Genomic DNA, 11,268 nt, shown 5'->3' with positions numbered 1-11,268 from the left:
GAGAACCGGGCGGGCGCGGGCGGGCAGATCGCGGCCACGGTGCTGAAGTCTTCGCCGGCCGACGGCCACACGCTGTTCCTGTCGCATGACCACACCATATCGATCCTGCCGCAGGTCGTGAAGAACCCCGGCTTCAACCCGGCCACCGACCTCGTGCCCGTGGCCGGCTTCGCCACCTTCGCCAACGTGCTGGCCGTCTCGGGCGGCACGCCGGCCAAGTCCATGGACGAATACGTGAAGTGGGTGCGCACGCAAAAGGGCGGCAAGGAAACCATCGGCATCCCCGCGCCGGCCTCCATTCCCGAGTTCCTGGTGAAGATGATCTCGGACAAGTACAAGATCGACGTGCAGCCCGCGCCCTACCGCGGCAGCGCGCCCATGACGGCCGACATGCTGGGCAACCAGATCACCGCGGGCATCGCCTCGGTGCCGGACTTCATCGAGAACCACAAGGCGGGCAAGGTGCGCATCGTGGCGTCCATCGGCGCCAAGCGCCAAGCCGTCATCCCGAACGTGCCGACCTTCAGCGAACTGGGCTTCGCGAACCTGGACGACCTGCCCTACTACGGCATCTTCGCGCCGGTGGGCACGCCGCAGCCCATCATCGACAAGTACGGCGACGCGCTGCAGAAGGTGCTGGCCATGCCCGACGTGAAGCAGAAGCTCACCACGATGGGCCTGACGGTCGGCTACGAGCCGCAGGGCCAGTTCGCGGGCCGGGTGCGCACGTACACGCAGACCTGGGAGCGGATCATCCAGTCCAGCGGCTTCAAGCCTCTCTAGGCATTCGGGGCGCTGATGCCCCAGCGCGCCAGCGCCGCGTCGTCGGCCACGCGCGCATCGACCCAGCGGGCGCCTTCGGGCGTCTGCTCTTTCTTCCAGAACGGCGCCTGGGTCTTGAGGTAGTCCATCAGGAACTCGCAGGCCTCGAAGCTCTGGCCACGGTGCGCCGACACCACCGCCACCATCATGATCTGGTCCGGCGGCTGCAGCAGGCCCACGCGGTGGATCACGCGCGCACCGAGGATGTCGAAACGCCTGTGCGCCTCGTCGATCATGGCCTCGATGGCTTTCTCGGTCATGCCGGGGTAGTGCTCCAGCTCCATCGACGAAACGCTGCTGCCGTCGTTGCGGTCGCGCACGGTGCCCACGAAGCTGCACACGGCGCCCACGCGTTTGTCGCCGTCGCGCAACGCGGCAACCTCCTGCGAGAGGTCGAAATCGTTCGTCTGGATCGAAACACGGGCAACGCTCATGTCCGAATTGTGGCATCGCGATAGACTGCGCCGATGCCCTGCCTTGCCACGCCCACGCTCTTCCCGGTGCCTTCGCACCCCGAAGACCGCCGTGCGCACCGGGGCAACAACAAAGCCAAAAAACCAAAGCTCGTCTGACCGGAGCCGAGGTTCCGTCGTCGGATGAGCGACGGAACCCGCCAAGGCTTTGGCCCCTCCTGGGTTGCGCGCGCATCGGACGATGGTTCTTTCCATCGGTCGATTCCTGAAAGGAAGCCCGCGTGCCTCAACAACAGAACCCCACCACCCCCGACTTTTCCGGCTTCTGGGTGGCCCTCGTCACCCCGTTGCGCAATGGCGCCGTCGACCACGCCGCGCTTGCCGCGCTGGTCCGCCGGCTCGCGAGCGACGGCGTGACAGGCTTCGTGCCCTGCGGCTCCACCGGCGAGGCGGCCGCGCTCGACGAGGCCGAGCAACTGGCCATGCTGGACACCGTGCTGGAAGCCGCGGGCGGCCTGCCGGTCGTGATGGGCATGTCCGGCTACCACCTGGGCAAGGCCACGGCCTGGGCGCGCAAGCTCTCCGAGCGCCCGCTGGCGGGCCTGCTGGTGTCCGCGCCGCACTACGTGCGTCCCTCGCAGGCCGGACTGATCGAATGGTTCCACGCCATCGCCGATGCCAGCAGAGTGCCGGTGCTGGTCTACGACATTCCCTACCGCACCGGTGTCCCCATCGCGCGCGACACGCTGCTGGCGCTGGCCGGGCACCCGCGCATCCGCGGCATCAAGGATTGCGGCGGCGACATGGCCAAGACGCGCGCCGTGATCGCCGATGGCCGGCTGCAGGTGCTGACGGGCGAAGACCACCAGATCTTCAGCACCATGGCCGAAGGCGGCGTGGGCGCGATCGCGGCCAGCGGCAACGTGCAGACGCGGCGGTTCGTGCAACTGGTGCGGCTGCTGGCGCAGAACCGGCTGGCCGAGGCGCGCGCCGAGTGGCAGGCGCTGCAGCCGCTGGTGGAAATGCTCTTTGCCGAACCGAACCCCGGCCCGGTGAAGGCGCTGCTCGCGCACGCGGGCGAAATGCAGGATGAATTGCGCTCGCCGATGACCCGTGCGTCAGATGGCCTGCGCGAGCGCCTGGTAGCGCTCGACGCCTCGCTCAACCGCCCGTGACCGGGGGAAAGAAGGCGACCTCGCAGCCTTCGTGCAGGGCTGCGGCTTCATCGCTCATCGCCTGGTCGAGCGCCATGCGCACCGCCCTGCCCCGGGCCAGCGCGGTGGCGTAGGCACCGCCCCTGGCAATGAGTTCGTCGCGCAGGGCGGCGAGCGTTTCGGCCTTCGTGTCGACGGCTTCGCCGCTGCTGGAAAGCGCCTCGCGCACCGAGGCGAAATAACGGACCTGGACTTTCATGAGCGGATTCAGCCCAGCAGCGAAGCGAAGGGAATGAAGTCGACGGTGTCGCCGGACTTGATCGTCTGCCCCGCCGGGTTGTCGACCACGCCGTCGCCCCAGACCATCGAGGTGAGCACGCCCGAACTCTGGTTGCCGAAGAGCTCGAGGCCGCCCGCCGCGTTGCGCCGCGCGCGCAGGAACTCGCGGCGCTTGTCGGCGCGCGGCCAGTCGAAATCGGCGCGCATCTTCACCGGCTCCGGCGCAACGCGCGTGGCGCCCTGCAGCGTCAGCAGGAAGGGCCGCACCAGCATCAGGAAGGTCAGGAAGCTCGACACCGGGTTGCCCGGCAGCCCGGTCACATGGCAGGCGCCCTGCCCGTTGCCGCGCGCGATGGAGCCATAGGCGAAAGGCTTGCCGGGCTTCATCGACAGCGACCACAGCTGCAGTTCGCCCAGCGACTGCAGCGCCGCGCGGATGTGGTCTTCCTCGCCGACGGACACGCCGCCGGTCGTGATGATCAGGTCGCTGGACTCGGCCGCATCACGCAGCGCCGCAATGGTGGTCTCGCGGTTGTCGGGCACGATGCCCAGGTCGTTCACCTCGCAGCCCAGGCGATGCAGCAGCGCACGCATAAAGAAGCGGTTGGAGTTGTAGATGGCGCCGGGCTTCATCGCGTCGGGCGCGACCTCGCCGGGCATCACCAGCTCGTCGCCGGTGGAAAGCATCGCCACGCGCGGCTTGCGGGCCACCGGTAGCTTGTGGAAGCCGATGCTGGCCGCCAGGCCGAGCGCGGCGGGCGTCAGGCGTTCGCCCTTCTTGAGCACGACATCGCCGGAGCCCACGTCTTCCCCTGCGCGGCGAATCCACTGGCCGGCTGCCGGCGCGATGGCGATGCGCACCGAGCCCAGGCCGCCCTCCTGCGGCGTGGCGGCCGTGTCTTCCTGCATCACGACCGCGTCGGCGCCTTCGGGGATCTGCGCGCCAGTGAAAATGCGCGCCGCCGTGCCTGCCGCGAGCGGCGTGCCGACGGTGCCCGCGGGAATGCGCTGCGCCACCTTCAGCTCGGCGCCCGGCGCGGCGCAATCGGCCACGCGCACGGCATAGCCATCCATGGCGCTGTTGTCGCGCGGCGGCACCGTGAGGCCGGAGACGAGGTCTTGCGCCAGCACGCGGCCGTCGGCGTCGAAGGTGACGACGCTTTCGGTCGTCAGCGCCGATTGCGCCTTCGCGAGCAGGACGGCGATGGCCTCGTCCAGCGGCATCAGCGGCGGACGCGACGAAGAAGCGGAGAAGGGAACGGGTGAATCAGCCATGGTGTTCGGGGTTGTATTCGAAGCGGTCGCCGCTGTCGATCAACCACTTCGCAATGGCCTCGGCGTCGTTGAGGTCGAACAGCGGGCGCGCGGTGGGCGACGGCAGGCTGCCCGGTGCGTCAGTGGCCACGGCGGTGACGAAGGGGTCGTCCGGGTACAGCACGGGCCGCGACGGCTCGCCCGCTCCCGGCTCGCGCCAGACCTCGATCTTGAGCACGTCGCTGTGCCGGAAGCCCTCGACCAGCACCCAGTCGGCCGCGGCATGCACTTCGGCCAGCAGCTGGTGCACGCTGAGCTCGACGGGCACCTCGAACTCGCGCATCACTGCCAGCCGCTGGTCGGACGCCACCACCACCTCGAAGGCGCCGGCCTGGCGGTGGCGCCAGGTGTCCTTGCCCGGATGGTCGATGTCGAACTTGTGGTGCGCATGCTTGACCACCGACACGCGCAGCCCGTGCCGCTTGAGCGCCGGAATCAGGCGCTCGAGCAGCGTGGTCTTGCCCGCGCCCGAATAGCCGGCAAAGCCGACCACCTTCATGCGACGACCTTCATGCGCGGGCCCGGCCGTGGTCAGTCACAGTTCTGCGCGATGTAGGCCTTGACGGCTTCCGCGTCGGCCGGGAGCTTGACGACGCGCTTGGGCAGCGCCTCGATGCCTTCGAACTTCTTCGGGCGCGCGGGCTCTTCGCCCAGCGCCTCGACCAGCGTGGCCGCGAACTTGATGGGCAAGGCGGTTTCGAGCACCACCATCGGCACGCCCGGCACGAGGTGCTCGCGCGCGGCCTTCAGGCCGTCGGCCGTGTGCGGGTCGACCAGCGTTGCAAAGCGCTTGTCTGTGTCGCGGATGACGGCCAGGCGGTCTGCGTGCGTGCTGCGGCTGCTCTTGAAGCCGAAGCGCCCGGCGGCCTGCTGGAACGCCGGGTCGCCGCTCAGGTCGAAGCTGCCCTGCACGCCCAGGTCTTCCACGAAGAGCTGGCGCAGCCGGGCGGCGTCGCGGCCCACCAGGTCGAACACGAAGCGCTCGAAGTTGCTGGCCTTGCTGATGTCCATCGACGGGCTGGAGGTCTCGTGCGTGTCGGCCGCGCCGCGCACGCGGTACACGCCGGTGCGGAAGAACTCGTCGAGCACGTCGTTCTCGTTGGTGGCGACCACCAGCGTCTGGATCGGCAGGCCCATCATGCGTGCCACGTGGCCCGCGCAGACGTTGCCGAAGTTGCCCGAGGGCACGGTGAAGCTCACCGGCTTGTCGTTGCTCGCCGTGGCCTGGAAGTAGCCCGCGAAGTAATAGACCACCTGCGCCAGCAGCCGCGCCCAATTGATCGAGTTGACCGTGCCGATGCGGTACTTGCGCTTGAAGCCCAGGTCGTTCGACACCGCCTTGACGATGTCCTGGCAGTCGTCGAACACGCCGGTGATGGCGATGTTATGGATGTTCTCGTCCTGCAGGCTGAACATCTGCGCCTGCTGGAACGGGCTCATGCGGCCGTCCGGCGAGGTCATGAAGACGCGCACGCCCTTCTTGCCGCGCATGGCGTACTCGGCAGCGCTGCCGGTGTCGCCGCTGGTGGCGCCCAGGATGTTGAGCTCCGAGCCGCGGCGCGCCAGTTCGTACTCGAACAGGTTGCCCAGCAGCTGCATCGCCATGTCCTTGAAGGCCAGCGTGGGGCCGTTGGACAGGGCTTCGAGGTACACGCCGTCTTCGAGCTCGCGCAGCGGCACGATCTCGTCGGTGCCGAACACTTCGGCGGTGTAGGTCTTCGCGCAGAGCGCCTTCAGGTCGGCCGGCGGAATGTCGTCGATGTAGAGCGAGAGGATCTCGAAGGCCAGCTCGGCGTACGGCAGCGCGCGCCACTTGGCGAGCGTGGCGGTGTCGACCTGCGGGTATTGCTCGGGCAGGTAGAGCCCGCCGTCGGGCGCGAGGCCTTCGAGGAGGATTTCGCAGAAGCGCTTGCGGTCGGGGTGGCCGCGGGTGCTCAGGTAGTTCACTTTGGATGCTCGGTTGTTTGGCTTGGGCGCGCCGTCGCTCAGGACAGCTCTTCCTTGCGGATGCGCACGATCGGCTGCAGCACGGTGGGCAGCGCCTGCAGCTCGGCCAGCACGTCGTTGACGGTGCCTTCGCGCGCGTCGTGCGTGAGGATGATGAGGTCGGTCTGCGTCGAGCCCTCGCCGCCCACTTCGTCGGCCTCGCGCTGCAGCACGGCGTCGATGCTGATGCCGGCGGTGGCGAGCAGGCCCGTCACCTTGGCGAGCACGCCAGCCTGGTCGGCCACGCGCAGGCGCAGGTAGTAGCTGGTGACGACCTCGGTCATCGGCAGCACCTTCAGGTCGCTCATGGCGTCGGGGTGGAAGGCCAGGTGCGGCACGCGGTGCGCGGCGTCGGCGGTGTGCAGGCGGGTGATGTCGACCAGGTCGGCGATCACGGCGCTGGCCGTGGGCTCGCTGCCCGCGCCCTTGCCGTAGTAGAGCGTGGTGCCCACGGCGTCGCCGTGCACCACCACCGCGTTCATCGCGCCTTCGACGTTCGCCAGCAGGCGCTTCGACGGCACGAGCGACGGGTGCACGCGCAGCTCGATGCCCTTGGCGGTGCGCTTGGTCACGCCCAGCAGCTTGATGCGGTAGCCGAGCTGCTCGGCGTACTTGATGTCCTGCGCGGCGAGCTTGGTGATGCCCTCGATGTGGGCCTTGTCGAACTGCACCGGAATGCCGAAGGCGATGGCGCTCATCAGCGTGACCTTGTGGCCGGCGTCCACGCCTTCGATGTCGAAGGTCGGGTCGGCTTCGGCGTAGCCCAGGCGCTGCGCTTCCTTGAGCACGGTCGCGAAGTCCAGGCCCTTGTCGCGCATCTCGGACAGGATGAAGTTGGTGGTGCCGTTGATGATGCCGGCCAGCCACTGGATGCTGTTGGCCGTGAGGCCTTCGCGCAGCGCCTTGATGATCGGGATGCCGCCGGCCACCGCGGCCTCGAAGGCCACCATCACGCCCTTGGCGTGCGCGGCCGCGAAGATCTCGGTGCCGTGCACCGCGAGCAGCGCCTTGTTGGCCGTGACCACGTGCTTGCCGGCCGCGATGGCTTCGAGCACCAGCTGCTTCGCGATGCCGTAGCCGCCGATCAGCTCGATGACGATGTCGATGTCGGGGTTGGCGATGATTTCGCGCGCATCGGCAACCACTTTCACGCCTTCGCCGGCCACTTCGCGGGCGCGGGCGGTGTCGAGGTCGGCCACCATGGTGATCTCGATGCCGCGGCCGGCACGGCGCTTGATTTCTTCCTGGTTGCGCTGGAGCACCTTGAAGGTGCCGCTGCCGACCGTGCCTGCGCCGAGCAGGCCTACTTGGATGGATTTCATTGGGAGAGTCGCGTTCATGGTTTGGATGGGGTGGCGGCCGGCTCGGTCACGACGACGCGGCTGACGTAGCGGGGCAAGCTCCAGGCACCACCGGCGAAGCCACGGCACATGCCGTCGCCCGTCGCGCCGGTGCGCACGAAGTCCTTGCCGTTGAAATTCCAGGTCTCGGCCGACCAGCAGTCGCCGATGCCGCGCCCCTTCATGGAAGAGGTGACGCTGGCGTCCTTTTCGTCGAACTCGCCGCTCGCCTCGAGGGACACGGGCGCATAAGGCGGCTTGTCGCCGGCAATCCAGAGCAGCGTGGTGTAGTTGTACGCCCCCACGCCGCAGCCCAGGGCCAGCAGCACCTTGCGGTCGTTCAGGCGGTGGACTTCCACCGACTTGGCGTTGACCTGGTCCTGGTTGTTGCACTGCTCGAGCGCGTCTTTCAGCTCGAGCGAGGGGAAGATGCGCGCGGCCAGGGCGGCATCGCCGGGACGCGCCTTCGGCGGCCTCGGCACGTTGACGACGGGCATGGGCACAGGCTGCAGCGCCGACGATTCGGGCCTGCTGCCCTTGCGCACCAGCGCACCCGGCGTGCCGACCCGGCCTTGCGCCTCGTCCATCTTCAGCAGCACGGCATTGAGGCCGGAGAGCGAAAGAACCCACTTCTTGCCGCCGCCGGCCGTGACCTGGGCTTCGTCGCCCTTGAGGAGTTCGGGCAGCACGGAACGGACCTGGCTGTCGTCGAAGCTGGCGGTTCCCGCCTCTAGACCCGAGACTGTGGCCTTGCCGACCTTGAAGCGCAGCGTGCCGTTGACGCCGTCGGCGTCGCCGATCTGGAGCTGGATGTCGATCGGCGTGCCGGGGCCGGCCTTGCGGGTGACGAGCATCGACACCGGCTCGCTGCCGCCGCTGTCCGCCTGGTAGCCGGCGGCCCGGCAGGTCAGCGTGTTGTCGCAGGCCAGCTCCCAGTCGTTGTGCGAGAACGCGACCGGTTCCTTGCCGGCGGCGCCAACGGACAGCGCGACCAGCGACAGCGCCACGGCGACACGGGCGAGGTTCATGAGCCCGTCTTGCGGCGCAGGCGGTACTGCTCCAGGAACTTGGCGATGCGGTTGATGGCTTCGCGCAGGTCGTCCTCGTGGGGCAGGAACACGATGCGGAAATGGTCGGGCGTGGCCCAGTTGAAGCCGGTGCCCTGCACCAGCATCACGCGGGTTTCCTTCAGAAGCTCAAGGAAGAACTGGCGGTCGTCCTCGATCGGGTAGACCGCGGGGTCGAGCTTGGGAAACATGTAGAGCGCGGCGCTCGGCTTGACGCAGCTCACGCCGGGAATGGCGGTGATCAGCTCGTAGGCCAGGTCGCGCTGGCGGCGCAGGCGCCCGCCTTCGCACACGAGGTCGTTGATGCTCTGGTAGCCGCCCAGCGCCGTCTGGATGGCCCATTGGCCCGGCACGTTGGCGCACAGGCGCATGTTCGAGAGCATGTTCAGGCCCTCGATGTAGTCCTGCGCGGCGCGCTTGTTGCCCGACACCGCGAGCCAGCCGGCGCGGTAGCCGCACGAGCGATAGCTCTTGGAGAGCGAATTGAAGGTCAGCGTGAGCACGTCGGTCGACAGGCTCGCGATGGCGGTGTGCTTGACGCCGTCGTAGAGCACCTTGTCGTAGACCTCGTCGGCGAAGATCACGAGGTCGTGCTCGCGCGCGATGGCCACGATGCTCTTGAGCAGGTCGTCGGAATACAGCGCGCCGGTCGGGTTGTTCGGATTGATGACCACGATGCCCTTGGTGCGCGGCGTGATCTTGGCGCGGATGTCGTCCAGGTTGGGCATCCAGCCGTTGGCCTCGTCGCACAGGTAGTGCACCGGGGTGCCGCCGGACAGGCTCGTGGAAGCGGTCCACAGCGGATAGTCGGGGGCAGGCAGGAGCAGCTCGTCGCCGTCGTTGAGCAGCGCGTTGGTGGACATGGCGATCAGCTCGCTGGCGCCGTTGCCTAGGTAGATGTCGTCGAGGGTGACGCCCACGACACCCTGCTTCTGCGTCTCGTGCATCACGGCCTTGCGCGCGGCGAAGACACCCTTGCTGTCCGAATAGCCCGCCGAGGTCGGCAGGTTGCGGATCATGTCCTGCTGGATTTCCTCGGGCGCGTCGAAGCCGAACACGGCCAGGTTGCCGATGTTGAGCTTGATGATCTTCTGGCCGTCCTCTTCCATCTGCTTGGCGGCATCCATGATGGGACCGCGGATGTCGTAGAGGACGTTGGCCAGCTTGGCCGATTTCTTGAGCTGCTTCAAAGGGCCCTCCCGGGCGCGGATTAACGGGTTGAGACGGGTTTGTTACTCGGAGATACAGGCCGGCGAGGTTCGCTTGCGAAAGCCCTTGCAGGCCCTCTGGCACCAGGGAAAACCTATAATTTGACCACAGTTCCCAGTGCCCAGATGAAGCTCCAGCCCGACAAATCAGACGCCCAGTCCCTCACCGCGCACGGCCCCGGCTGGGTTGCAATCAACAACGAAAAAGTCGAAGGCAGCGTGGTCGTCGGCTCGCGCGGCGAGCGCTTCGAGTGGAATTGCGCCAGCTTCGACCAGCTCGGGCCGGAGCATTTCGCGCAACTGACCGCGCTGGGCGCGGAATTGATCATCTTCGGCAGCGGAAACCGCATCCGCTTTCCCCAGCCGGCGTGGCTGAAGCCCCTCATGGCGCAGCGCACCGGGGTCGAGACCATGGACACGGCCGCCGCCTGCCGGACCTACAACATCCTGGCCGGGGAAGGCCGCCACGTAATCGCCGCGCTGCTGGTCGAGAGCCCGGCGGGTGGCTGATAGAGGCGTTTTCGGGGTAAAATACTAGGTTGCGAACAGGCCAGCTACCCCAAAGTTAGCAACGACCAATCCTCCATTCATCGAGCGAGCCCCGAAAAAGGCTGAGAGGGCTCGAAGAACGGAATCTAACGGAGAAAACAAGTTTCATGGCGATCGTTGTCAACAAACCCATTCCTGAATTCGACGCCAACGCCACGGGCGGCCTCAAGGTCTCGAATACCTCGCATCTCGGCCACGTGCTGGTCATGTATTTTTACCCGAAAGATAACACTCCGGGTTGTACTACCGAAGCGATGCAGTTTCGCGACCGCTACAAAGACTTCGAAAAAGCCGGTGCCACCGTCTTCGGCGTGTCCCGCGACAACATGAAGTCGCACGACGAATTCAAGGCCAAGCTCGAACTCCCCTTCGAGCTCATCGCCGACACCGAAGAAAAGATGTGCCACATGTTCGGCGTGGTCAAGAACAAGATCATGTACGGCAAGAAGGTCAAGGGCATCGAGCGCAGCACCTTCCTGATCGGCGCCGACGGCATCCTGAAGGCCGAATGGCGCGGGCTCAAGGTTCCGGGGCACGTCGACGACGTGCTCAAGGCGGTCAAGGCGCTCAAGAAGGCGGCCTGATCACCGCAGGGCGCTCTAGCGGCGTGGCGTGGGAAATGCCCAACGCCACGCGCAAAAGAGCCCCGGTGCTTCATTTGCGGTGTGCATAATGGCCTCATGCCGTTGAGCTCCACGACCGCATCCTCCGAACAAAGCCGCCTTGGTCTTCAGGCGGCTTTTTCGTTTTCTGGTTACCACTTCCTGCGAGCGACCTGACACATGCCATTGCCCCCCGCCCCCACAAAACGCGCCGCATTGCTCTCGCCGGACGCAATCGACGCGCCCGCCCGTTCCTCGCACCGGGGCTCGCGCCGCGCCACCGACCAGCGCGCCGATGAGGCGCCCGCACGCACGCCGCAACCGCTGGAACTGTTCGACAGCATCGGCGCCGACGGTGCCGGCGGCGCATCCGCCGCCACGCGCCCGGCACGCCGGACCAAGGCAAAAGCCGCGCCCGCTGCCACTCCCGCGACCGCACCGGCGCCCGTGAGCGCGCCCCAGCCGCAAGCCCTCATACAGGTCGAGACGAAGGTGCAGCCGACCGCACCGGCCGCCGCCCCGGCACCTGTCGCC

Annotated in this window: 12 protein-coding genes and 1 pseudogene; 5 read left to right on the top strand and 8 right to left on the bottom strand. The window is 67.4% G+C overall.

Annotated features, from left to right (window positions below; translation table 11 throughout):
• Positions 1-783, top strand: a 783-nt coding sequence (locus tag AC1RVW_RS29955; protein WP_493204333.1) for a tripartite tricarboxylate transporter substrate-binding protein, incomplete at its 5' end; no start/stop codon positions are given.
• On the opposite strand, the gene AC1RVW_RS29950 is transcribed toward AC1RVW_RS29955, so the two are convergent.
• A complete protein-coding gene (locus AC1RVW_RS29950; RefSeq protein ID WP_285414536.1) occupies positions 780-1,256 on the bottom strand; it encodes a molybdenum cofactor biosynthesis protein MoaE in 477 nt (158 codons plus the stop codon). The genes AC1RVW_RS29955 and AC1RVW_RS29950 overlap by 4 nt on opposite strands.
• A gap of 260 nt (positions 1,257-1,516) precedes the next feature.
• Here AC1RVW_RS29950 and dapA point away from each other — a divergent pair, with 260 nt between their 5' ends.
• Entirely contained in the window at positions 1,517-2,410 is an 894-nt protein-coding gene (gene dapA / locus AC1RVW_RS29945) for a 4-hydroxy-tetrahydrodipicolinate synthase (RefSeq protein ID WP_285414534.1), read from the top strand.
• On the opposite strand, the gene moaD is transcribed toward dapA, so the two are convergent.
• Genes moaD through AC1RVW_RS29910 form a run of 7 tightly spaced genes read right to left on the bottom strand, consistent with a single transcriptional unit; the run spans position 2,397 to position 9,565 of the window.
• On the bottom strand, positions 2,397-2,648 hold the full coding sequence (gene moaD / locus AC1RVW_RS29940) for a molybdopterin converting factor subunit 1 (RefSeq protein ID WP_081270455.1): 252 nt from the start codon (positions 2,646-2,648) through the stop codon (positions 2,397-2,399). The two genes, dapA and moaD, sit on opposite strands and share 14 nt — an antisense overlap.
• A gap of 8 nt (positions 2,649-2,656) precedes the next feature.
• Positions 2,657-3,943 carry a molybdopterin molybdotransferase MoeA gene (locus AC1RVW_RS29935; RefSeq protein ID WP_493204330.1) on the bottom strand — a complete coding sequence of 429 codons (1,287 nt, stop codon included), beginning with the start codon at positions 3,941-3,943 and terminating at the stop codon, positions 2,657-2,659.
• Positions 3,936-4,481, bottom strand: coding sequence for a molybdopterin-guanine dinucleotide biosynthesis protein B (gene mobB, locus AC1RVW_RS29930; protein WP_285414532.1), 546 nt, complete (start codon positions 4,479-4,481; stop codon positions 3,936-3,938). Before mobB ends, AC1RVW_RS29935 begins: the two co-directional genes overlap by 8 nt.
• A gap of 32 nt (positions 4,482-4,513) precedes the next feature.
• Positions 4,514-5,929 carry a threonine synthase gene (gene thrC, locus AC1RVW_RS29925; protein WP_493204328.1) on the bottom strand — a complete coding sequence of 472 codons (1,416 nt, stop codon included), beginning with the start codon at positions 5,927-5,929 and terminating at the stop codon, positions 4,514-4,516.
• A gap of 38 nt (positions 5,930-5,967) precedes the next feature.
• The gene (locus AC1RVW_RS29920; protein WP_285414529.1) at positions 5,968-7,290 is read right to left on the bottom strand and encodes a homoserine dehydrogenase; all 1,323 of its coding nucleotides are present in this window, start codon (positions 7,288-7,290) and stop codon (positions 5,968-5,970) included.
• A gap of 14 nt (positions 7,291-7,304) precedes the next feature.
• Positions 7,305-8,336, bottom strand: a complete 1,032-nt coding sequence (locus tag AC1RVW_RS29915; protein ID WP_493204326.1) for a DUF1176 domain-containing protein — start codon at positions 8,334-8,336, stop codon at positions 7,305-7,307.
• Positions 8,333-9,565 carry a pyridoxal phosphate-dependent aminotransferase gene (locus AC1RVW_RS29910; protein ID WP_081270461.1) on the bottom strand — a complete coding sequence of 411 codons (1,233 nt, stop codon included), beginning with the start codon at positions 9,563-9,565 and terminating at the stop codon, positions 8,333-8,335. The genes AC1RVW_RS29915 and AC1RVW_RS29910 overlap by 4 nt, the downstream gene beginning before the upstream one ends.
• Before the next feature lie 144 nt (positions 9,566-9,709).
• On the opposite strand from AC1RVW_RS29910, the gene AC1RVW_RS29905 reads away from it, so the two are divergent.
• The 3 genes and pseudogenes from AC1RVW_RS29905 to AC1RVW_RS29895 all read left to right on the top strand — a co-directional run.
• Positions 9,710-10,093, top strand: coding sequence for an Mth938-like domain-containing protein (locus AC1RVW_RS29905; protein WP_081270462.1), 384 nt, complete (start codon positions 9,710-9,712; stop codon positions 10,091-10,093).
• Between the two features lie 146 nt (positions 10,094-10,239).
• Positions 10,240-10,716: a peroxiredoxin gene (locus AC1RVW_RS29900; RefSeq protein ID WP_007830801.1), complete on the top strand. Its 477-nt coding sequence runs from the start codon at positions 10,240-10,242 to the stop codon at positions 10,714-10,716.
• Between the two features lie 198 nt (positions 10,717-10,914).
• Positions 10,915-11,268 (top strand): annotated as a pseudogene (locus AC1RVW_RS29895) (PhoH family protein); the annotation flags it as partial.

Source organism: Variovorax sp. MPBD4-3 (assembly GCF_058809745.1).
This window is presented reverse-complemented; position numbering and strand designations above follow the sequence as displayed.

Excerpts from the sequence above, each read along its gene's own strand:
- AC1RVW_RS29950 (WP_285414536.1), bottom strand. The coding sequence starts at position 1,256 with ATGAGCGTTGCCCGTGTTTCGATCCAGACGAACGATTTCGACCTCTCG.
- moaD (WP_081270455.1), bottom strand. The coding sequence starts at position 2,648 with ATGAAAGTCCAGGTCCGTTATTTCGCCTCGGTGCGCGAGGCGCTTTCC.
- AC1RVW_RS29935 (WP_493204330.1), bottom strand. The coding sequence starts at position 3,943 with ATGGCTGATTCACCCGTTCCCTTCTCCGCTTCTTCGTCGCGTCCGCCG.
- mobB (WP_285414532.1), bottom strand. The coding sequence starts at position 4,481 with ATGAAGGTGGTCGGCTTTGCCGGCTATTCGGGCGCGGGCAAGACCACG.
- AC1RVW_RS29920 (WP_285414529.1), bottom strand. The coding sequence starts at position 7,290 with ATGAAATCCATCCAAGTAGGCCTGCTCGGCGCAGGCACGGTCGGCAGC.
- AC1RVW_RS29915 (WP_493204326.1), bottom strand. The coding sequence starts at position 8,336 with ATGAACCTCGCCCGTGTCGCCGTGGCGCTGTCGCTGGTCGCGCTGTCC.
- AC1RVW_RS29905 (WP_081270462.1), top strand. The coding sequence starts at position 9,710 with ATGAAGCTCCAGCCCGACAAATCAGACGCCCAGTCCCTCACCGCGCAC.
- AC1RVW_RS29900 (WP_007830801.1), top strand. The coding sequence starts at position 10,240 with ATGGCGATCGTTGTCAACAAACCCATTCCTGAATTCGACGCCAACGCC.